We start from the raw sequence: 23,219 nt of genomic DNA, 5'->3' as shown, positions 1-23,219 counted from the left end.
GATTACAGATAATGCACGTTCTAAAAAGAGCCATCAAACCACAAACCTATATATCGTTCCTCCACATTTATCAAACTACTTGGGGGACTGCTGGTGATATTTGTTTAATCCGTGAATCTGTAGCTAATGAAAGTACAGCAAAGTTTGTTGGTCACAAAATCCAGCTAGCACTGCCAAAAGGGTTGGAGCGCGATCGCATCGCCAACTGTCCGATAATCAAAGTCGCAGGTAATGTCGGCGACGGACATCCTAAAGAGCATCCGTTGGAATGGGAGGCTTATGAAGGTGTAGATGTAGAAATAGCTCTAGCGGCTCTCAAACCTTGGAGCTTCAAGTTAATTGAACTCTAATGTGGCAATTCTAAAGAAATTACGAATTACCAATGCATCTGCGCCAAATGAAAAAGCGATATCTCCGATGGGCTACGCCTACGCCCTTTTTCCCTTTATCCTAATTATGCATTGGGAAATCTGGAAGAGGCAGCCAACCCCTACGTCAAAGACATCCTCGACTTCCTCAAGGATAAAACTGTTGACTCAAGTGCTAGTTCCGTTATTTGTTCCGTTGCAGCAGAGGCGTTGGGGAAGATAGAACAACTCGACCTGAATAATGTAGATTTATACTGCTATTTCCATTATTTCCCGCCCGTCTTACATTGATCGGCAATACCTTCGGCAGTAAACTACGCGTTTCTAGCCAAGAATTGCGCTATCCTTGTTTTCCACACTACCGGGAAATTGTGTCTGTTTTACGATTGGGTTGGAAAATCTTCCTATTCCCTTCTCCTCAAGGTATTAATTTCTTTTGCTATCTCAAAACAAACAGCTATACAGTATTACTGCTAATTTTTTTGTACTCTAGGTTACAAAAACACATAAATAAGTTCTCAAAATCAAAGATTGCACTTCTCCAGCAGCAAGCTAGATGCCACTGCTATCCTCATCAACTGCTGTGCGATCATGCCAGGGTGCGATCGCGTTGTACCATTACTACACATCAAATGAGAGTTACACAATTGACGTTTATTCGGTAGTTAGTAATCACGTCTCTGTCATTTTTTAGTTCTAATAGCTACACTGCATATAACCGCTATTTAAGTATAAATATGCATAAAACACTTGTGTATATAAGCAGACTACAGAAAATATCAGTGTCATTGTGTAATTTGTGAAAATTACACAGAAACTCACACTTTCAGTACAAAAAATAACAGTATATTACCTGGTTGCAATCTAACATTAGCGTTAATAAGATATAGCAAATTAGACATTATTTGGGTGCAATAAACATGCAAGAAGTACTAGCATTGATTGAGCAAAAAAAACAAGAATATGCTCAACTATCCTTGTTTAATTTTATGCAAAACAAAAATATAAATCCCAGACAAAGATTAGTCTGGGCACCATGTGCTGCTCATTTTATTATGAATTTTGCAGAACTGAATAAGTATTTTTTGCGAGTAGAACCAACTAGCGATCCAATTCAGGCACTAATTAACGCACATACTTATGAAGATGACCATCATTGGCTATGGTTTTTGGAAGATTTGAAGAGCCTAGAACTTGACAAATCATTGAAGTTTAGTGACGCATTAAAATTTCTTTGGAGTGAGGAAACTAAGAGTGCTCGCTGGTTAAACTATCAACTCTATCGATATGCTTCCCAAGCTACTCCTATTCAGAAAATAATAGTTATTCAAGTTACCGAAGCGACGGGTAACGTAATGTTTTCAAGAGCAGCAGAGATTGGCAAAGAAATTAAAGCAATTAGCAAAAAACCATGCCGATATTTTGCCTGTTTGCATCTGGATGTTGAAATTGGTCACATGACAGGTACACCTGGAATAGAAGAAATTTTACAACAGATTCAACTATCAGAAGTAGTTCAACAAGAACTTTTTGAATTGGTTGAGAACTTATTTACAGCTTTCACGCAATTTACAAATGACCTTTTGGTATATGCTGAAACCCATCAAATCGAGCAACGATTGAAAGTTGCATAAATTATTGACTTACATCCTTAAGTTTAGACTTAAAAAGGCATTTTAGCTATGTCACAGCATGTACAAAATGTTGTAATTCTTGGTGGTGGTTCAGCAGGTTGGATGACGGCAGCTTATTTGAGTAAAGCACTAGATATAAATATTAACATTACTCTGGCAGAATCATCTAACATCACAAAAGTTGGAGTTGGAGAAGCAACTTTTAGTACCATCAAAGTATTCTTTGATTTTCTTGGGCTACAGGAATATGAATGGATGCCAAAGTGTAATGCCACATATAAGATGGCAATTAAATTTGTCAACTGGAATGCGAAAGGGCAACACTTCTACCATCCTTTTCAGAGATATGAGGTGATTGACGGCTTTGATATCTCTGAATGGTGGCTGAAAATGAAGAAAGATCAAGAAGCATTTGATTATGCCTGCTTTCTAATTCCCTGGCTGTGTGATCATCAAAGTTCTCCTAAATATCTTGATGGTAAAGTCTTTGATAACAAAATTCAAAATCAATTTTTTCAGGAGCATATTGTCAAGAAAAACATCCTGGATAATTTAAAGATTCAATACCCCTATGCCTATCATTTTGATGCGAATCTACTCGCAAGATTCATGAAAGATTATGCAATGCAAAGGGGAGTGAAGCAAATTGTTGATGATGTGGTGAATACCAAGTTAACTGAGGACGGGAGCATAGATAGCCTCATAACCAAAGAGCATGGCATTCTCAGTAGCGACCTTTTCATTGACTGTACTGGTTTCAGTGGTATTTTGATCAACAAAGCGCTTGGTGAGCCATTCATTTCTTATTCAGAGTCGCGATTGTGCGATCGCGCAATCGCAATGCAGATACCAACTGATCCAAAAAAAGATGGCATCAACCCTTACACCACGGCAACTACACTTTCGTCTGGTTGGGTCTGGAATATACCTTTGTATGGCAGAAATGGTGCAGGGTATGTTTATTCCAGTGCATTCATTTCTCCTGAGGAAGCAGAACAGGAATTTCGCCAGCATTTGGGAGTTGCTGCTGATACTCGTCAGGTCTCTCATATCAAGATGCGGGTTGGACGTAATAGAAACTCATGGGTGAAAAACTGTGTAGCAATTGGCCTTTCCAGTGGATTTGTAGAACCACTAGAATCTACTGGCATTTTCTTTATTCAACATGGAATTGAAGAGTTAGTTAGCCACTTTCCCAGCAAATCTTTCAATGAAGAGCTAATTCACAGCTATAACAAAGTTATCGCTGACTGCATAGATGGTGTGCGAGAATTTTTGACACTTCATTACTATGCTAACGATCGCACCAACACAGAGTTCTGGAAAGCAACTAAGAACAATATCAAAGTCTCAGAACAACTACAGGAAAAATTAAGATTATGGAAATATAAACTGCCAAGCAATAAGAGTATCAACCCGAAATATCACGGCTTCGAGTCTTACTCTTATTCGGTAATGTTGATGGGGCTAAATTATATGCCTGAAAGCAGTCTTCCCATTCTAGAGCATATCGGAAATCACAATGCCCAGGCTGCATTTGTGGAAATTAAGGAAAGAGCCAATTACCTAAGTTCAACCTTGCCGTCTCAATATGAATACTTAACTTATGTGATCAATTCACAAGAAAAGTCGGAGTATCTGAGCGTGGTTAGCGATCGGCCACAGCAGATTCCTGCACCAATTTCATAATTTAGGAGAACCCAAGATGACGATCAAACAAGTATGCGTAATTGGAGCTGGAGTTAGCGGATTAGTCTCAGCAAAGACATTTCTTGAGGAAGGTTACGAAGTTACATTATTCGAGAAACGGCAGGGACTTGGTGGCGTGTGGGAAAGGTCGAGGGCTTACCCAGGACTGTCGATCCAAAATCCCAGAGACACTTATGCTTTCTCAGACTATCCTATGCCAGCCTCTTATCCAGAATGGCCTTCAGGAGAGCAAATATGCACTTACCTTGAATCCTATGCCCAACACTTTGGTGTAGCAGAAAAAATTCACTTCGGTGCGAAAGTAACTAAAGTGGAGCGCAGATCAGGAAATACTCCTGGATGGATGGTTAGTGTTAGCTTTCAAGAAGATGGTAAGGAGATAAGAAAACAAAATTACGAATTCGACTTTGTTATTGTGTGCAATGGCACTTATGATATTCCCTACATTCCTAACTTGCCGGGAATGGAAGAGTTCATTGCAGCCGGAGGTCAGGTAATACATACTAACAACTTTAATGACAGCTCTGCAATTGAGGGCAAGCGAGTGGTTGTTGTCGGTTTTGGCAAGTCAGCTACTGATCTTGCAAATCTCGCAGCTAGGAAGGCCAAGGAATGTACCCTTGTGTTTCGTCAAGCACTGTGGAAAGTTCCCAACTTCTTTCTCGGTCTGTTCAACATCAAGTATATTTTGCTCACTCGGTTTGCAGAAACTTGGATGCCCTATCATAAACTTCAAGGATGGGAAAAGTGGCTGCATAGTTTTGGGAAGCCACTAGTGTGGGCATTCTGGCGGCTAAATGAGACTATCCTGCGCTTACAGTTTCCGCTTGATGCTTGTGGGATGGTGCCCAAACAACCTATGAATAAATTGATCGGCTGTAGTATCGCCTTGGCGCCTAAAGGCTTTTTTGAGAATGTACGCACAGGCAAAATTCGTGCTGTCAAGACAAAGATCAACAAATTTTTTGCTACTGGCGTAGAATTAGAAAACGGCGAACAAGTACAGGCAGATATTGTTGTCTTTGGCACAGGATTTCTTCAGGATATCCCCTTTTTAGAAGAGAAGTACCACAGGCACGTATTTGATGAGCAAGGCACTATCCATCTTTACCGCCACCTCATTCACCCTCATGTTCCACAGATGGGTTTTGTTGGTTATAACTATACTTTCTGTGCCCAGTTATCAGCAGAAATTGGTGCTAGGTGGTTATTAGAGTCTGTCAAAGGAAGTATACCTTTACCATCCCAGCAAGAGATGCTAAAGGAGGTAACGGCAGAGTTAGAATGGAGGAAGAAAGATAGACCCTATGCTTTCGTCAGTGGAGCATGTATAACTCCTTTTACATTCCATTACATTGATGAATTGCTTCGGGATATGGGTCTGAGTACCCGCCGTCAACCAGGTAACTCCCTTGGGGACTTTCTGATGCCAATAGATCCATCTGCCTACAAGGATCTGGGCCAGGAATTACAGCTAAAACAACATCCATCTCTCAATGATTGTGCGGATTGTGCGATCGCGGCAAGTGTAAGGTGAGAAGCGATCGTTTATATGTTCCTAATACGGTTCGGTTGAGAACTTCACCGAACCGTATTCTAAATTTTCCAGTATCAGCAGCTTGTCTCACTGTTGCACTGGAATCTCAATCACAAACTCAGTCCCCTTTCCAGGACTTGAATCACAGCTTAACTTACCCTTGTGTTTCTCCACTACTTGATAGCTAATTGACAACCCCAACCCCGTACCACTTCCTACTGGCTTAGTGGTAAAAAAAGGATTAAATATTTTCTGCTGTACCTGTGCAGTCATGCCGTGACCGTTATCAGCAATCCGAATCTTCAGTGTGTTTACTTCTCCTAGTTCAGTACGAATACGAATCTGAGGATTTTTGCTTGGAGAATCTCCTTCATCCTTATACTCCTCTAAAGCATCGATCGCATTACTTAAAATATTCATAAACACTTGGTTGAGTTGACCAGCATAGCAAATAACATCCGGCAGTTGTGCGTATTCTTTAAAGACCTCAATTTCCGGGCGATGTCTACAGACAAGCCGCTTCTCTACCTTCGCGGAGTGTGTCGCAGACAGACACTCCGCGAATACGTCTACGCTCTTTTCCTTGAGTCGGTGCTGCAAAATCATTAGGGTACTATCGATACCTTCATGAATATTTACAGGCTTCATTTCCGATTCATCTAAACGAGAGAAGTTACGTAAGCTCAAAATAATATTTCGGATTCGGGAACTTCCCACCTTCATCGAATCGATCACCCTTGGTAGGTCTTCTGTCAGGAATTCTACATCTATATCCTGAATTTTTTGCTCCAGTATTGCTGAGGGATGGGGATATTGTTGCTGATAAATATTAATTAAATCTAGCAATTGTTGAACATAGTCACTTGCGTGGGTAATATTACCATGAATAAAATTGATGGGGTTATTAATTTCATGGGCAATTCCCGCTACCATTTGCCCTAACGAAGACATTTTTTCACTTTGGATTAATTGACTTTGGGTACTTTGCAATTCTTCTAGTGCTTCTTGCAGATGTTGATTTTTTTCATTAATTTCTGCTGTTCTTACTGCTACCCTTTCCTCTAGTATATGGTTGTATTCCTCCAAACGCTCATTAGCTTCAGCCAAATTGTTGTAAAGAATAGCATTTTCTAAAGAGATTGCAGCTTGGGTAGTTAAGAGTTTTATAACTTCTAGGCGATCGCGTGTAAATGCTCCTGTAGATAAATTATTTTCTAGGTAAATAAGCCCCATCAATTTGCCTTGATTAAGCATCGGAATACATAATATGCTCTTTGGTTCCTCACGCTTAATATAGTTATCTAGCGCAAAAGAGGCTTGAGCTTTGATCTCATCAATTACTAATATTTCTTGGGTTCGTTTGACATAATTAATCAAAGAAATAGGAACATGATCGCTTAACGCTAAAGGGATAGATAAAAACTCCGTGTGAGTAGCTTCAAAAATGGAACCAGAACTAATTGCGGTAACAGTTAAGTCTAATTTATTAGTTTCACTCAATATCAGTACACATTTAGAAGCTCCTGCATTCTCCATTACAACTTCCATTAAAGTAGAAAGGAGTGCTTCCAGTTCAATCTCTCCCGCCACTGCTTGAGAAGCTTTAATGACAGTTGCTAAATCTAACATATCGGAAATACTAGTGTTGGAGCCAATGACAGTTTCATTCGTAACCAGAGTAGATTTAGTGCTAAGTGTAGATAGGTGTATGCTCAGTTCCGGTAGGTTTTTTTCACTGCAAGAATGGCTAAGTTTTTCTTGCTGAATCAGGGAGATAAGTAATTGAGGATAGCGTTTTTGCAAGTCATCAACTTTGGCTAATGCTCCCCAGCGAACATAGCAATAGTAGGCATCAGTGAGGTAGACTTGGGCGATTCTTTGTTTACCCCATTTGAGATAAAATTTAGCTGCTAATTCATAAGCAAGAGCTTCTTCGTTAATATATTCATTTTCTTTGGTAAGGGAAATAGCGTACTCGTAATTATCTATTGCTTCAAGATATTGACCAAGAACTTGATGCCGTTCTGCCTCTACTAAATAAAATTTATGCAAGTGATTCATCGGAGCATAAACTGCCCAAGTTTGCATTTTTTTCTGATTTGCTGTCACTCTATCGAGGATTTGTTTTTGTTCAAATTCCTCTAAATCAGAATATACTGCTAGATGCGTCAATGAATCGTAGAAATAGAATTGAGCAGTAACAAACATGCCGACACCAGCATACAAGTACTTTTCTGCCATTACTGTATTTTTAAGAGCTTGAGAGTAATCACCCAGCAGATAAGATAGGTGAAGTTTGCAGAAATATAGGAAAAAAAGTGCTACTCCATCTTTAGCTTTCAGATGAAGTGGTAGCATTTTATCCTCATCATACACTTCACCAATTAAACTCTGGGGATTTTTAACATTTCCTAGAAGGTTCAAGACTGTCTGCCGAAATATTTCATTCCAATAAAATACTCTTTCTTGCTTTATTTGCCTAATAGTATTGCTATATATTTCTATATCTTGTTCAAGTTTTACTAGTTCTTGTCCGATAAAATACGTATGTTGGCAGTAACCATAAAGAGCATAAGCTGCAAATTCCGTATCTCCTGCTTCGAGATTAGTAGTATAAGCCTCAAGTAAAGGTTTCAATGTTTCTTTTAGATGCTCTTTCCAATGTCTGATAAGATGATTAAATGGTTCCATAACCTTGCCAGTTATTTCTCTGGTTTGGAAATTAGGCAACAAACTCTCAGCCAGTTTCCCAAATTTATATCCAGAATCAATATCTCCTATTACCCCACACAACATTACTCCATACATCACATAGGCAAAAGCAGACAAAGGAGAATTACCAAATTTGATAGATAAATTGATCTGTTTCAGAATAATTAATACTAATAATTCCGGCGCAACTGTATAAGCAAAACCAATTGCACTAGATAAAATACGCATGATTATCAGTGGTTTGGCTTCTGTAATTTCCGGCAGTTCAATTAAGTCTTGAATGGGTCTACTAGCCAATTTTGCAGATGTTACTTCTATTTCTAACTGAATATCTAATTGGCTGGGATTTGTCGGAAACTCTACTCCCAAAGTTTTCAAAAAGGTTTTTGCAATATTCACAGCTTCCAGTTCTTTTCCTTGTGCACCATAAGACTGTATTTTGACTTCATAAGCTTTAACTTGATCGAGTGGAGTTTTTGCTTTTACCAACACAACCTGGACAAATTTTTCTGTATATTCAAAGTCACCACTGAGATATGCCGCTTCTGCTGCGGTATTATACAAAGTTAAGGTGATATCATATTTAGTATCCCAACTATTATCTGCTAGTAGCTCAATTCCAGTAGCTAAATACTTAAGTGCCGATGAATAAGCTGTTGATACTAAAGCTTTACGTCCAGCAATCAGACTCATTTCAGCTATTTCATTACGTTTAGCTTGCTCCGTGATGAATTCAACTGCAGTATTGAAATGATTGACAAGCTCAAAAATATTTTCTTCCCGTTCGGCAACTGGGGTACTTTTTAAGAGAAGCTGCCCAATTTTTAAGTGTATTTGCTTGATTTGGTCTTTGGGAATTAGAGAATAAGCTGCTTGCTGAACTCTGTCGTGTACGAATTTATATTTGGGTAATTGGGAATTATTAATTGATAAACTTTCCAATTCTCTATTTGAAAAGCTTAATAGTTGTTTATCATTTTCTGGTACAAAATTATAACCATCTTTCTGAGGTACAATCAGTCCTTCAAGTAATGCTTGCCATAAGTCTGATGCAGTATCTGTTACAGATTTTTCATGAACAATTGATAATGTTTTTAAGTCAAACTTATTACCAATACAAGCAGAGATTTTTAATACATCTTGGACATTTTTGGGCAATCTTTCTATTTGAATGCCCATAAATTCTACTACATCATCTGTAAGAGATAAGGTTTTAATTTTGGTAATATCGTACTGCCAATGACGAGCATCAAAATCTAATTCAATTAGTCCGTCATCATATAATAATTTGATAAATTGAGATGCAAAGAAGGGGTTACCTTTAGTTTTTAAAAACACCATTTGAGTCAGAGGCATAGCAATGACTTCTCCACAACGCAGTGTATCAGCAATCAAATGATTTAAATCAATCTGACTTAAAGGTAAGAGTTTAATTGTCTTAATTACTGCTCCTGTTGCGGCAATTTCTTGTAGTGTCAAATATAGCGGATGTAGATTTGACACTTCATTATCTCTATAGGCGCTAATTAATAGCAAACTACCTTTACTCTCATGTATATTCTCTGTAGCCTTAGTAATGCAAGAAGAAGTTCCATCCATTAATAATTGAATAAACTTCAAGGAAGCCGTATCTGCCCATTGCAAATCATCCAGAAAAATTACCAGAGGATGCTCTTTAGTAGTGAAAACCTGAATAAATCTCTGTAATAATAAATTGAAGCGATTTTGAGCAGCGATACCAGTAAGTTCAGCAGATGGAGGTTGTTTACCAATAATTATTTCAAGTTCAGGAATTACATTAATGATTACCTGAGATTGTGTACTCAATGCCGACAAAATTTTGGTTTTCCACTGTTGAATTTGGACATCTGTTTCAGAGAGTATTTGCCCAATCAAATCTCGCAAAGCTTGCACCAATCCTGACAAAGGAATGTCACGTTGGAATTGGTCAAATTTTCCTTTGATGAAATAACTCTGCTGTCTTGCAATAGGTTTGTGGACTTCGTTGACTACAGCAGTTTTACCAATCCCTGAATAACCAGAGACTAAGATCATTTCCGTGCTTCCCCTTGTCACTCGGTCAAAAGTAGTGAGTAGAATTTCAATCTCTCTTTGACGACCATAAAGTTTTTCAGGAATGGCAAAATGGTTTGAGATGTCCCGAATCCCTAATTCAAAGACTGTAATGTTTTCTTTCTCTTGCCATTGGTTTTGACATATTTCTAAGTCATACCTGAGTCCATAAGCACTCTGATATCGGTCTTCAGCATTTTTTGCCATCAGCTTGCTGATAATATCAGATAAAATTCTGGGAATATTGGAGTTAATATGACTGGCTTTTGGCGGTTCTTTGGCAATGTGAGAGTAGACTAACTCCATCGGTTCAGTGGTACTAAAGGGTAAGTGCCCAGTCAGGAGTTCAAAGAAGGTGACACCCAAGGAATAAAAGTCGGTACGGTAGTCTATACCTCGATTCATGCGTCCTGTTTGTTCAGGGGAAATATAAGCTAGAGTACCTTCTAGGACGTTGGGATTTGTGAGAAATTGAATTTCTTTTGGTAATAGACTAGCAAGACTAAAATCGATGATTTTGGTCTTACCTATTATTGGATGAATCAGAATGTTGGCAGGTTTGATATCTTTGTGAATGATGCGATGGCGATGTAGCCCTTCCAAAGCTGCACTAATTTCAATGGCAATATTGAAAAATTCACTCAATGAAACAGAATTTTTTCCTTTTTTCTGCTCTTCTTGCTGCCAGAGATTAAGGGCAATACCACCAAAATCTTCCATTACTAGAACATATCTATTGTGGTATTTTTCTAGGCTTATGGGTTTAACTATGCCCGGAATTTCAAGATTTTGGGTAATGGTATATTGATTACAAAATTGATTAATTTCAGCGAAGTTAGGATCTTCATTACGCATCAATTTTAAAATAACTGATTGCTGGTCTTTTTCTCTGATAGCTCGATAAACTAAGGTTTTCTTACCTAAGTATAATTGCTTAATAATGCGATAGCCAAGTATGGGAAATACTGTATCTGCTCCTAGTAACATTGCATTTGATTCTCATAATTTTCTTTCTATGGTTTAGTATTCCCAGAACATAGTTAATATTATCATTAGATACTAATTTTTTCTTTCCTGGAGTGTCATGGTATCTTACTATTGACTGTGACCGGCACTTGCATCGGATGAAGGCGATCGCAAGTGATAAAAAATCATCCCAATTACTCAGAATTACTCTCATCTGGTGCTATCACTGCTCAATTCTGTCCGAAATATTATACAATGCAAAAATAAATTACTGAAACTACTGACATAGGTTATGCTTCAACCTCAAATACTTTTGGATTAATCCGTTCAAATACTTGTCTAAATGTATCTTGTCAAAGCCGTAAAGGTAGTGAATGCTTTACCACAAGAAGAGGCATTAGCATTGTTGAAGGAATTGCGAAACTTAATCTTCAATGCAGCTACGGGATTCGCATGTTTCCACAAAAATCGGTCATGCAGCGAGTGAAAAACTCAGACTTGACGTTGCTGCTCAGGTTAAAAAGAAAGGTGGTAACAAAAAGTTTGATTGGCAAAAATGGAATACCAAATTATTTACTTATAACCCAAAATAACCATGTATTTCCTCAAACAATACAGGTTATTTTTTGCCGAATAAAGAATTTGAATTGGAGCGAATTGCATCTTTTGATGCTGTTTCTATGAGAAAAATACTACATCTTAAGGAGTAATTCTCTTGGTTAACGCTAACGCCCGCAAAACTGCATTGTGGATAACTGGAATATTTTATTAGAAAGTACAACGGATGGTTTTACTGTACCTACTGTACTAGAAGTTCTCTTCTAATCCCAGACTTAGAATACCTAGAATTTTACCAATTTGGTTCAAAAAATATTCGTTCAAATCAACTTCTATTGTTTTTTCTGCTAGGCGCATAAACTTCCAACTACTTCCAGTAGTTACAGCACCCAGTATTCGAGATATCTGGTTTCCTTTTTGCTGGTTAAAAATCTGGGCTGCGATCATTTCTGCCATGCACTGTCCCAAACCACCTTCAATATTTTCGTTCTTCGCCTCCACCACTGCGATGACTGGCGACATGATTGTCAACTGTTCTGGCGAACGACTGATCAAAAAGTCACAAAAGCCATTTAGTCCTTTTTCGATATCAACGTTAAAATCTTTACCAGAAAATAAGCTGACTTTCTCAGGATATAGTCGCTTTAATTCCAGCAAAATCGGCGTAATAATCATCTCAGAACGGGATTTTTCTGAGTTAATCGCTAGGGCTATTGGTGTATTGAAACGAAGGGTTTCCGCCAATAAATCGCTATAATTAATCTCGGCAGTGTCAGCAAATGTGCCTACTCGCTCAATAATCTTAGTGTTAAAGTTAAGTCGAATTGTCTCAATATCAAATTGACTGTAAGACATTGCCTAATCCCGTCACTCGCTGGAGAAGCACATAAATATTAGCCTAATTGTCTATAGAGCGATGCTTCTATTTTTGTCCTTTTTTTCAGTCGCGTTGGCATTGCCCGCCGCAGGCATCGCTCAAGAGTGGGATGAAGATTTTTTGTCGGCTTTCTTGGCTATTGTTGCCAGATTCGGTCATCTAGCAAGAATGGAGAATTGCGATCGCATTTCACAACATCAAGCAGGAATTGCTGTACTACTTCCATAAGACCAACAACTCCCTGGACCAACAGAAAGTACGTTACCATCTGGTGCATAGAGAAACCAGTGATCGTAGTCTTGAGAGTAAATTGCAAACAGTCGTAGGACAACCTGATGTTCAAAGGTAAAAACTGCATCCCAGGCAGGGGGTAGCAGATCAATAGACTGCAACGTAAGATTGTCTAAACGATGAATTGCAGTCTCAAGCTGATCTCGTTCATCCCCGGAGGCTGCTAGAATTCTATCCTCTTCCTCTAATCGCCATACACAGTTATAAAGCCATAAGTGCCATTCTCCATGAATCTTTTGATGTTCATTGCTTGGTGGTAAAGGTTGACCAAATTCTAAAGTTAGAAAGCTACCAAATCCTAAAGAAACACCCCAAGTTTTCTGTCCCAATAACGGATTGACTTTTAGTTGGACTTCCTGAATGCTCATACGTGTATATTTCCTTAGTTTCCGAACATTCCTACGCCTTCTTCTACTATGTCATGATAGCCATAATCCTGACCACTGATGGTATCGTGTAGACGACGTATCTCATCTTGAGAAAGTTTTCGACCTATACGTCTTTCAATCTCACGAACAGCATCAGCAAACTGCTTGTTCTGAGCTTGATTATTTCTCGGCGTACCTCCTGAAGACATGAGAATATATCCTGCTGCGGCAAGTCCAACGATGAGAATGCCAATGGCAACAACATCTCCTGGACCAGGGGCTGGTGAATCAACCTGTGAAGCAATACCAGCAGCAACAGCATATCTAGTAAATACATTCCAAGCAACAGCTTCTGCTGCTTGTCGAAGGATTATATCTTGAGTTGCTTGCAATTTAGCTTGAACAGTCGCAGGTTCTTTGTTATTCTGTTTTACCCTTAAGAAACCAGCTTCTAAAGCTGTCTTTATGACCTTTTCGTAACCGACTGTTTGAAGTGCTTCTCGTCCTATCTCTGCCGCTTCATCTTCACCAGGAGTGTGGTTAAACTCTTCAGGTGCAGGGGTGTAATTTAGTTCTTCAACTGGAGTATAGTTTTCATCAACAGTAGGTTGAATTAACTCAGATTGGATAGATGCGTTCAGAGATTTAGTTTGTATTTCCTCTTCCTGCTCTGGTATCGTTTCTCTTTGTACTAGGGGAGTTATCGCACCTGCGAAGGGCTTGGTTTGCACTTCCTCTTGAGTCTGTTTCTCTGGTATTATCTTCTGTTGCAAAGTAGGGGCTGGCATTGACATGACTCGATTTGCCATCCAATCGGCTTCCTGCTCATACTGGTCTGTTGGTTCTCCAACTGTGAGTTTTGCTTGTGGACGACGTAACGATATGCGACTAATGTCGTGACTCAGGCGCTTTTCTTTGATTGGTTCTGATAATTGCTCATCAGCAGACTGCACCTGTTGAAGGTCTGGTGCTACCTCAGTTACTGTTTGGGGCGGGGCAGTATTGATTTGTGAACCAAAGCCGCGTATTGGGTTCGCTAGTGTGGGAATACCTGGTGAAGCAAGCGACGGATTCGTAAAACTAGATGCGGTTGATTTCTGGCGCTGAACGGTACGATCGCTCATCTCACCTACCTCATAACAAAAGGCGTATTTTTAACAAGGTTAGGGGATTTAAGTCCCCTGCCTCTATAGGCAGCAAGTTTTGTGTCGGGGTACAATCCCCCTTACAAAACTTAATTGCGAATTGCAAACTGCTGTAAAATCATATCCACCCCCCAATTTCCCCCTCAGTCAAAGGTTTCTCTAACTTAGTATATTCTGTCTGAGCTGCCCGCAAAACGTGTTTCATCTGCACGGCTTCTCCAGCATCAGCAGCTAAAAAAGCTGCATTTAAGGCAATGTTACGGATATTACCCCCAGCCACATTTAGCCGTGCCAGTTGCAGAGCATCTAAGTCTGCGGTTGGAGTCTTGGCTGGAAAGATGCGTCGCCAAATTTCGGCTCGTTGGGTTGTATCGGGAAAGGGGAACTGGACGACAAAGCGAATGCGCCGCAGGAAAGCTGTATCAATGGCACTCTTCAGGTTAGTAGTCAGAACTGCTAAACCTGGGTAGCTTTCCATGCGTTGCAATAAATAGCTAACTTCTATATTGGCATAGCGATCGCGTGCATCTTTGACTTCACTCCGTTTGCCAAATAAAGCGTCAGCTTCATCAAATAACAAAATCACTCCGCCTTGTTCGGCTGCATCAAATACCCGACGCAGATTCTTCTCTGTCTCCCCAATATATTTGCTAACTACGGATGACAAGTCAATGCGATAAAGATCGAGGCGTAATCTATGGGCCAGCACTTCTGCCCCCAAGGTTTTACCTGTGCCGCTAGCACCTGCAAATAAAGCGCTGATTCCTAACCCCCGTGCACTCTTGGCAGCAAAACCCCAACTATTATATACAATACTGCGTTGCTGTACATGAGCCGCAATTTCCCGCAGAACTTGTTTCTGAGCCTCCGGTAATACTAAGTCTTCCCAATCACCAGATGGCTCAATCCGTTGGGCGAGTTCATCTAAGCGCGGACGTGCTTGCAGACGACAGGCATCCCATAAAATCTCACTGATATCGTTTTGGGGTTTTTGTGCAAGTTGCCCTGCGGCTTCTGCACAAGCTGCGCGAATGGTTGCGGCACTCAAGTTAAACTGCTCCACGAGGGTTTTCACCTGCCCATTCATTTGCGGTGCAATGTCAGCTAGGGCGTCTTGCCAAACTGCACCTTGTTCTTTGGTAGTTGGTTGATCTACGTCAAAATTAACTACCATACGTTCTGACACACGTACTCGCTCACGACTTGTGAGGATTAAAAAGCCGTTTGTGCGTTCGATGAAATGAGCGATCGCATTCAGCCGCGCTGTATCATTGGTATCTAGTTCGTTGCAGTCTATAAGTAAGGCACTCTTACTTAAAATCGTCTCACGAGTCCACAGGCGAATCAGATTATCCAAATCGCTAGGTATTAATGGGATGACTTGTGCAGGCATTACCCACAGGCTTAAACCTTGGAGTTGACAAATTGTGGCCGCAATGGCACGTTTGCTAGCAGTCTCTTTACTACATAACTGGATAATTGGCAAGCTATTGACCTTGTAAGCTTGCGCCCACACTACCGCTACTCGCTCTGCTAAATCTTGGTGTGAGGGTACTAAGTTACTAACCTCTTGTAATGGCTCAATGATGCCAGCTAATCGTTCGTCAAGATATTGAATACCCGTGAGATAATGTAAAATCCGCTCGTCAATTCTCAACGGACTGAGGGTAAGGGCGTGAGCTTGACCAATCTGAATTAACCGCCAATGACGTAAGGGAGCATTTGGAGCGATCGCATCCCAGTGGACATTAGGTAATGCTGCTAGAGCTAAACTTAAAGTTGGGTAAGCTCGTTGTGAATCTCCGTGGATTATAGCACATAATTTGGCAAAATCTCCATTCAATTCCATACCTGCACACAACAGCAACAAATCAAGTTCAAAGGATGAGAGGCTAAACATTTTGCATACTCTCTCTAATGCCGATGGTGTCGGCATGGCAGCAGATGCTTCCTGTAGCGCTTGTTGTAAATGCTCTTGGTTTTTCTCCTCTGATTGATTTTGCTCCTTTGCCGTGTGATTTTCTAAAATACTCCGCACTACGGCCAAGGCTGCTGATAAGTAGCGCTGGTTTGCCTCATCCCAACTTTGATCAATGTTTGTAGGATTCATAAAATTGTCACCTGTGGCGAATCATATTCTCCAGACTGATTCTGGTGCAGTGGACTTTCCGCTCCATCTACCTGCACCCGGACAATATAAGTTCCTGGCTTGACGTTTTTAACAGGAATCGTGATTGCATCAGTGTCTTGGGTGCGTGCTGCAACGAAGAAAGAGTAAGCTACCGGACTATCACCTGACAGTTCATTGAGTTGCAAAACTACTCGCTGTGCCTTACCAACTTTGGGCTGGAATTTAACGGTAATTTCTGCTGAACGTAAATTGTCGCTGCTATTTTCCAGTTGAGCAACGAAGGCTGTAATTGTTGGATGTAGGACAAAAGCTGCAACATTCGATTCAACGACATGATTTGTTTGCCCTGCATTGCCCATTGTCAGGTGTACAACTTGAATACCCTGCACGCTTGCGTACAAATCTGGCGGTACTAACAAACTGATTTGTGTTTCTTTAACATCATGAGGTACTAATAATGTCTCCGTATTACTTAATCGGATTCGGGTGATATCACCGCGTAACCGCTTACCACGAATCACTAAGGTTGTGCCTGCAACAATCATTTGTTCAGTCTTTGCTGGAGCTGTCACTTGCTCAATATTTGGTTGAGACAAGGGCATCATGTAGAAACCTTCAGGGTTATCAGAGTCACTACTCTCAATCAATACCATTGATGCTAGATAGGTAGCTGAAGGTCGATAGTGCGTCTGTAAAGCAGACCATAATTTAGAAGTTTCTTCCATGTTAAAAAACTCTGGAGTCAGCTTTATCTGCCCAATTTGTTCAGCTAAATGGGATACAGACACACCTGCCAAAGCTTGCGAAAATGCACTTGAGGTATTGGTTGTAGATGCATTTATCAAAGTATTTTCAATAATATCAGATGTAATAGCTGGTGTTTTATGTAACAAATGCATTGCATAGCCCAGTAAAAGCTCTGTCTGAAAATCTTTAGCTCCGTAAGCTGTTAATAAATAGTGGAGATCAAGAGCTAGTGGTGGAGTCGGAGAGCGGGGGTTTCCATTGATGCGTGAGTGCCTACTCCGAAATTCTTGAGATACCCAATCGACATTACGATTTTGCGTCACTTGATAGAGAAAGAGGTTGAGTTGAGCACGCTCGTCAGCTTCAACTGAAATTCGATCAGGTGGTAGGGCAGTTACAATTACATCACCAACACTAGCAGCGATCGGATCACTGACTAAACCATTTTCCAGCAAGACTTTTAGTACTGCTGTCACTGCGGCTATAGAGAGCACATTACTCATTCTCATTCCTCATGGCAATAGCACATATTAATCATGTACGCCAGAGTCCATTGACAGAATATATTTTGCAAAACTTTAAATATTCTGTAACGGAGACTATGTGCGCGGCATACAAAAGCACATTAGGAACTTGGATTAAATAACTTGCAATTTTGAGGATTGTTGGGGTTTAGAAACATAATTCCACTGTAACAAAAAATCATCAAAGAAAATCTCTATTGTTTCTTTAAAATTCTCAGCAACTTGGGCTAAGACGTTTTTGGATTTTGTGCAGTCTGTAGCAGCTTCCGCCTTCCTTGTAGCAGCTTCCGCTTTCCCTGTAGCAGCTTCCGCTTTCCCTGTAGCAGTTCCCGCTTCTCCTGTAGCAGTTCCGGCTTCCCCTGTAGCAGTTCCCGCTTCTCCTGTAGCAGCTTCCGCTTTCCCTGTAGCAGTTCCCGCTTCTCCTATAGTAGCTTCCGCTTTGAAGTTTCCGTGTATCGCGCAACCTGTAGCAGCTTCCGCTTTGACATTTCCGTGTATCGCGCAACCTGTAGCAGCTTCCACCTTCTCTGTAAGAGTTTCCGGTAAGACTTTTCCGTGTATCGCATAATTTTTAGCAAATTCCGTTTTTTCTGTAGGAACTTCTGCTTTAACCCCAGTTTTGCACTTTATCAGAAAAGGCAGAGGGCAGGAGACAGGAGGCAGATCGCGTTCGCGCAACGTGTCGCAGACAAGCGTCTCGTAGAGAAGAAAATACAGCAAGACAGCGCTGAAGCCTGTGACAATCATGAAACAAGGGTTTAAAACCCTGTCGTCTACACGGCGCTAACTTTTTCGTTGGGGTATAAATCCCCATTTAATTGTTCCCTTCTGCACTTCGGCAAGCTCAGTGTGCCACCTTCTGCCCTCAGCAAAAACTGCCTTCTTCAATTAATCTGCATTCCTTAGCAAGCCTTGTCGAATTTGCGTTAATCTAGCATCAGGAACAAATTTTAACTGCCATAGGTCTTAATTTTAAGTATTTTATCAGATTAGTAGCATTACTTTAAGTTTCTAATATGGTAAAGTGAGTGTAATTAGGTAAGTTTTAGTAAAATATTGTACTAAAACTTGTCGAAGCGCGCAAAAGATTTGTAGTACTATGTAGTATCTCTGATTAAAGCTAACACTTAAAAGTAACTTAGGATGGGTTGCCCCAGATGAAATCCCCACCATCTGCAAATTCTTGGAATGGCCGCTTCGTAGGTGATAACCAGCGATACCGTTTAGACAAACGGTTAGGCGGGGGTGGCATGGGAGAAGTCTTCTTGGCAATGGACACCCGTGTAGGTCAGCAGGTAGCGTTGAAGTTGCTCAAAGATACGCTGGTGGCATCACAAGAAATGAGAAAGCGTTTTGAGCGTGAGATAGCAGTTTGTGCTGCTTTGCAAAGTGACCATATTGTTAAAATTAGTGATTGTGGAGTCACCCCGGAAGGTTTTCCATTTTACGTAATGGAATATTTGCGGGGGCAGACGCTCAGGCAACTACTGCTGCGCGAAAAGCGGCTATCTGTTGAGCGGACTGTGAAGATTATGGCGCAAGTTTGCAAGGGTCTACAGCTTGCCCATCAAGGAGTTACTCTCCAAAGGGATGGCGGAAAAAGCACTGAGCATATTCGGGTAGTTCATCGTGACCTGAAACCAGATAATATATTTCTAGTGCCTACAGATTTAGGAGAGTGGGTAAAGGTTTTGGATTTTGGTGTTGCCAAAATTCGTAGTGAATCTGCGGAAAATTCCAACATTACAAATATAAATACTAGTACATTTATCGGTACATTTCGTTACGCACCTCCCGAACAAATTCAGAGTGATAAAAACCTGGACGCTAGGGGCGACATTTACAGTTTGGGGATTATCCTTTATGAAATGCTGGGTGCAGCCGACCCCTTTGGGATTAGCATTAAGGGTAGTCACGTCAGCGAAGCCTCTTGGGTGTTAGCTCATGCTTACGAGCCACCGAAACCACTGCGATCGGAACCAGGCTGCGATAATTTACCTATAGAATTGGAGGCAGTGGTGATGAAATGCCTCCACAAGAACCCGGCCAACCGATTTGCAACGGTAGAAGAACTGAATCAAGCTTTGCAAGTTGCTGCCAAATTTGTAACGGGGACTACTAGTGTACCCGGACAGACTGCTGGGCAACCGCAATCTTCTTATAATCAAGGTTCAAATTACGAAACTGTTCCGAGACAATCGAACGACGACACCATTCTTCGCCCTCCACACGAAACTGTTCCGAGACAATCGAACGACGACACCATTCTTCGCCCTCCATCTGCATACAACCCAGGTTCAAATCACGAAACTGTTCCGAGACAGTTTAACCCGATTGAGCAAAGCCAATCTGAGCAAACCGTTCCTCCTCTTCAGGCTGGGTACAATCAAGGTTCAAATCACGAAACCGTTCCGAGACAGTTTAACCCAGTTGAGCAAAGTCAACCTGAGGATATCAATCCTCAACAGAGTCCTGTGAATAATCCTCCAGCCGCCAAACCCGATGTGACGTTATATCAACCACGGACTGGATCTAATCAAGACCAACCACAAGTGCCACCAGACAAGACGTTGTATCAACCGCGACCTGCATCTCATCAAGGCCAACCACAAGCGCCACCAGATAAGACGTTGTATCAACCGCGACCTGCATCTCATCAAGGCCAACCACAAGCGCCACTAGATAAGACGTTGTATCAACCGCGACCTACATCCAATCAAGGCAGACCACAAGTGCCAACTGATGCAACGTTGTATCAACCACGACCTGTATCTCATCAAGGTAGACCACAAGTGCCAACTGATGACACTATTTACCAACCAAAGCAAAATGGACAGTCAGTTACGAGGATTACTCCCAATTTATTGCGAATACTGGGAGTTATCTTGGCAATTGGACTAACTTTAGGATTGGTAACTTATATATATAATCAATTACAATCTTCTCCAGAGCCAAGGAAAGAGCAAGGTTTGCTTAACTGATACTTGAGGTAAGTGCTTCAATCTTAGTTGTTTTGCATTTCCATACAAGCGATCGCCCCTAGCATCGGGTATCTTCTTCTATACTTGAATAGAATAAAGCTTATATATTATTGATTAAGCATAATTGCCCATGACCACTTCTAAAGGCCACTACCACATTATTACCTTCGGTTGTCAGATGAATAAAGCTGACTCAGAGCGCATGGCTGGCGTTTTGGAAGACATGGGCTTTGAGTGGTGTCAAGACCCGAATAATGCAGATGTGATTCTCTACAATACCTGCACAATTCGGGATAATGCCGAGCAGAAAGTATATTCCTACCTCGGCAGACAAGCGAAGCGCAAGCATGAGCAGCCTAATCTAACCCTCATAGTTGCTGGTTGTGTTGCCCAGCAAGAAGGCGAAGCGCTGTTGCGACGTGTGCCAGAATTAGACTTGGTAATGGGGCCACAACACGCCAACCGTCTCAAAGATTTGTTGGAGTCAGTGTTTAATGGCAACCAAGTTGTGGCAACCGAGCCAGTTCACATTATCGAAGATATCACCCAGCCACGACGGGATAGTAAAGTAACCGCTTGGGTAAATGTGATTTATGGCTGTAACGAACGCTGTACTTACTGCGTGGTTCCCAATGTGCGCGGTGTCGAACAATCTCGCACGCCGTCAGCTATCCGTGCTGAAATCGAAGAATTAGGACGGCAAGGTTACAAAGAAGTTACTCTACTTGGTCAAAATATTGATGCTTACGGCAGAGATTTGCCTGGAGCGACACCAGAAGGCCGGCATCTGCACAACTTTACAGATTTACTTTATTATGTGCATGATGTGCCGGGGATTGAAAGATTAAGATTTGCTACTAGCCATCCCCGTTATTTTACAGAGAGACTAATTAAAGCTTGCGCTGAGTTGCCCAAAGTCTGCAAACACTTCCACATCCCCTTTCAATCTGGGGATAATGAACTTTTAAAGGCGATGGCGCGGGGTTATACCCATGAAAAATATCGCCGGATTATCGATACCATTCGGCGGTATATGCCAGATGCCTCCATTAGTGCTGATGCAATTGTCGGTTTTCCTGGGGAGAGTGAAGCGCAGTTTGAAAATACCCTGAAATTGGCAGAAGATATTGGCTTTGATATGTTAAACACAGCCGCATATTCGCCGCGTCCAGGAACACCCGCCGCTTTGTGGGACAATCAACTGAGTGAAGAAATTAAAAGCGATCGCTTACAACGGCTCAATTATCTAGTAAATATAAAAGTAGCAGAGCGATCGCAACGTTACTTTGGACGCACTGAAGAAGTTTTAGTAGAAGACCAAAATCCTAAAGATCAAACCCAGGTAATGGGACGCACGGGCGGTAATCGTTTGACTTTCTTCAGTGGCGACATCAAGGAACTCAAAGGGCAGCTAGTGAAGGTAAAAATTACCGAAGTTCGTCCTTTTAGCCTCACAGGTGAACCAGTTGAAGTAAGGCAACCCATATCTGTTTAAGCATTACAGGACTTACGCAAACAATAGGTGAAACCCTGATTTTTAGATGTTAAGTTTATCTGGGAAAAAATAAATTTTTATCCTTTCTATCTTTCCCTTGCTAACTGATAATTTAGCTCCAGTAATTCCCCCAAAGCCTTATTGTTGCGTCCACTAAGCGCGTGCGTAGCTTGCCGCCTTCGGCATCGCAGCCGTTAAAATCGCTAAAACCATTGTATAGTAAGCATTTCCGATTTTCGGATAAGTCTAATGTCATTTGAGCGATCGCATCCTATTCTTGAGAGTCCTGTTCAGCCTCTAAAGTTCGTCGGCTAAGTTAGCAGCCAGGGAGCCGTTAGATACAGCACCGATGAAGTTTGCAAGGCGATCGCTCGCTGCTTTGGGTGGGTGAGTTCGATATTGGTGATTTCAGAGTACCTGCAAGCTTTTGAACATACTGTAACACCTCTTTTAGATGCTGCTCTGGTAGTTGTTCAATTGCGTCAAAGATAGCTTGTTTATTTGTCATGGCAATAGCTCAATATCGCTTTTAGGTTGTTAATATTTTATTTGCTTAAGTGCGGCTTGCTCACGCTGAGAAAAGCTAAACCTGAGTTTATTATATGGATAGTAGTGAACTACCCCAACTTACCGAGTACGGTTGAAGTTGGGGCTTCTGTAATCATAGGGGAGTGCCTAAACTTAGACTTTCGTCCAAGAGTAGGGCTTACCTCCCCTCCTACAGCAGAGACGGCTGAACCTTCCGCCTTTATCATTCTGATGCCTTCTGCTCTAATATTTGTCGCGGCGTTCGCGTCCCTGTCATGATGAGTATTGCAATGAGGACAAGTCCACTCACGGACATCCAACAGCATCTCACCTATTTGATAGAAACAATTAGAACATAGTTTAGAACTGGGGAACCATCTATCAATCTCAACTAACTTTGCACCAATGCGTTCTAGCTTGTAAGCTAAAAAGTTGGTGAATGTTCCCCACCCTACATCAGATATTGATTTCGCCAATTTGTGATTACGAACCATGCCTTTAACATGAAGATTCTCTACTATGACAGCTTGGCTATCGCTGACCAACTTATAACTAAGTTTATGTAGAAAATCCT

17 protein-coding genes are annotated in these 23,219 nt (G+C 41.2%); 8 read left to right on the top strand and 9 right to left on the bottom strand.

Annotated elements, in window-relative coordinates; all coding sequences use genetic code 11:
* Positions 1 to 11 precede the first annotated feature (11 nt).
* The 5 genes from F8S12_RS02415 to F8S12_RS02395 all read left to right on the top strand — a co-directional run bounded on the left by F8S12_RS02415 (position 12) and on the right by F8S12_RS02395 (position 5,249).
* Entirely contained in the window at positions 12 to 350 is a 339-nt protein-coding gene (locus tag F8S12_RS02415) for a hypothetical protein (RefSeq protein WP_196514627.1), read from the top strand.
* 111 nt (positions 351 to 461) lie between these two features.
* A complete protein-coding gene (locus F8S12_RS02410) occupies positions 462 to 659 on the top strand; it encodes a hypothetical protein (protein ID WP_196514626.1) in 198 nt (65 codons plus the stop codon).
* Between the two features lie 629 nt (positions 660 to 1,288).
* On the top strand, positions 1,289 to 2,002 hold the full coding sequence (locus tag F8S12_RS02405; protein ID WP_196514625.1) for a hypothetical protein: 714 nt from the start codon (positions 1,289 to 1,291) through the stop codon (positions 2,000 to 2,002).
* Positions 2,003 to 2,050: 48 nt separating this feature from the next.
* On the top strand, positions 2,051 to 3,691 hold the full coding sequence (locus F8S12_RS02400; RefSeq protein WP_196514624.1) for a tryptophan halogenase family protein: 1,641 nt from the start codon (positions 2,051 to 2,053) through the stop codon (positions 3,689 to 3,691).
* Between the two features lie 16 nt (positions 3,692 to 3,707).
* Entirely contained in the window at positions 3,708 to 5,249 is a 1,542-nt protein-coding gene (locus F8S12_RS02395; RefSeq protein WP_196514623.1) for a flavin-containing monooxygenase, read from the top strand.
* An 87-nt stretch (positions 5,250 to 5,336) separates the two neighbouring features.
* On the opposite strand, the gene F8S12_RS02390 is transcribed toward F8S12_RS02395, so the two are convergent.
* Together F8S12_RS02390 and F8S12_RS02385 are read right to left on the bottom strand one after the other, a co-directional pair.
* A complete protein-coding gene (locus tag F8S12_RS02390; protein ID WP_196514622.1) occupies positions 5,337 to 11,021 on the bottom strand; it encodes an ATP-binding sensor histidine kinase in 5,685 nt (1,894 codons plus the stop codon).
* 786 nt (positions 11,022 to 11,807) lie between these two features.
* Complete coding sequence (locus F8S12_RS02385) at positions 11,808 to 12,413, bottom strand: hypothetical protein (protein WP_196514621.1); 606 nt, start codon at positions 12,411 to 12,413, stop codon at positions 11,808 to 11,810.
* A gap of 61 nt (positions 12,414 to 12,474) precedes the next feature.
* Here F8S12_RS02385 and F8S12_RS02380 point away from each other — a divergent pair, with 61 nt between their 5' ends.
* Entirely contained in the window at positions 12,475 to 12,663 is a 189-nt protein-coding gene (locus F8S12_RS02380) for a hypothetical protein (RefSeq protein ID WP_196514620.1), read from the top strand.
* On the opposite strand, the gene F8S12_RS02375 is transcribed toward F8S12_RS02380, so the two are convergent.
* The 5 genes from F8S12_RS02375 to F8S12_RS02355 form a co-directional block, all read right to left on the bottom strand.
* Entirely contained in the window at positions 12,633 to 13,094 is a 462-nt protein-coding gene (locus F8S12_RS02375; RefSeq protein ID WP_196514619.1) for a hypothetical protein, read from the bottom strand. The genes F8S12_RS02380 and F8S12_RS02375 overlap by 31 nt on opposite strands.
* A 14-nt stretch (positions 13,095 to 13,108) precedes the next feature.
* Positions 13,109 to 14,218 carry a hypothetical protein gene (locus F8S12_RS02370; RefSeq protein WP_196514618.1) on the bottom strand — a complete coding sequence of 370 codons (1,110 nt, stop codon included), beginning with the start codon at positions 14,216 to 14,218 and terminating at the stop codon, positions 13,109 to 13,111.
* A 139-nt stretch (positions 14,219 to 14,357) separates the two neighbouring features.
* On the bottom strand, positions 14,358 to 16,349 hold the full coding sequence (locus F8S12_RS02365) for an ATP-binding protein (RefSeq protein ID WP_196514617.1): 1,992 nt from the start codon (positions 16,347 to 16,349) through the stop codon (positions 14,358 to 14,360).
* A complete protein-coding gene (locus F8S12_RS02360) occupies positions 16,346 to 17,620 on the bottom strand; it encodes a DUF4255 domain-containing protein (RefSeq protein ID WP_196514616.1) in 1,275 nt (424 codons plus the stop codon). Before F8S12_RS02360 ends, F8S12_RS02365 begins: the two co-directional genes overlap by 4 nt.
* Before the next feature lie 135 nt (positions 17,621 to 17,755).
* A complete protein-coding gene (locus tag F8S12_RS02355) occupies positions 17,756 to 18,388 on the bottom strand; it encodes a hypothetical protein (RefSeq protein ID WP_196514643.1) in 633 nt (210 codons plus the stop codon).
* A 410-nt stretch (positions 18,389 to 18,798) separates the two neighbouring features.
* Here F8S12_RS02355 and F8S12_RS02350 point away from each other — a divergent pair, with 410 nt between their 5' ends.
* Together F8S12_RS02350 and miaB are read left to right on the top strand one after the other, a co-directional pair.
* Positions 18,799 to 20,622, top strand: coding sequence for a serine/threonine protein kinase (locus tag F8S12_RS02350; protein ID WP_196514615.1), 1,824 nt, complete (start codon positions 18,799 to 18,801; stop codon positions 20,620 to 20,622).
* A gap of 130 nt (positions 20,623 to 20,752) precedes the next feature.
* Positions 20,753 to 22,117: a tRNA (N6-isopentenyl adenosine(37)-C2)-methylthiotransferase MiaB gene (gene miaB, locus F8S12_RS02345; RefSeq protein ID WP_196514614.1), complete on the top strand. Its 1,365-nt coding sequence runs from the start codon at positions 20,753 to 20,755 to the stop codon at positions 22,115 to 22,117.
* Between the two features lie 334 nt (positions 22,118 to 22,451).
* Here miaB and F8S12_RS02340 read toward each other — a convergent pair whose 3' ends face one another.
* Both F8S12_RS02340 and F8S12_RS02335 read right to left on the bottom strand, forming a co-directional pair.
* Entirely contained in the window at positions 22,452 to 22,625 is a 174-nt protein-coding gene (locus F8S12_RS02340; protein ID WP_196514613.1) for a hypothetical protein, read from the bottom strand.
* A 109-nt stretch (positions 22,626 to 22,734) separates the two neighbouring features.
* The coding region (locus F8S12_RS02335; protein ID WP_196514612.1) for an RNA-guided endonuclease TnpB family protein at positions 22,735 to 23,219 on the bottom strand (485 nt) is incomplete at its 5' end.

The sequence above is a fragment of the Nostoc sp. WHI genome, assembly GCF_015714725.1.
Classification (GTDB): Bacteria; Cyanobacteriota; Cyanobacteriia; order Cyanobacteriales; family Nostocaceae; genus Nostoc.
The sequence above is the reverse complement of the archived record's forward strand: the minus strand, read 5'-3'. Positions and strand labels throughout refer to the sequence as shown.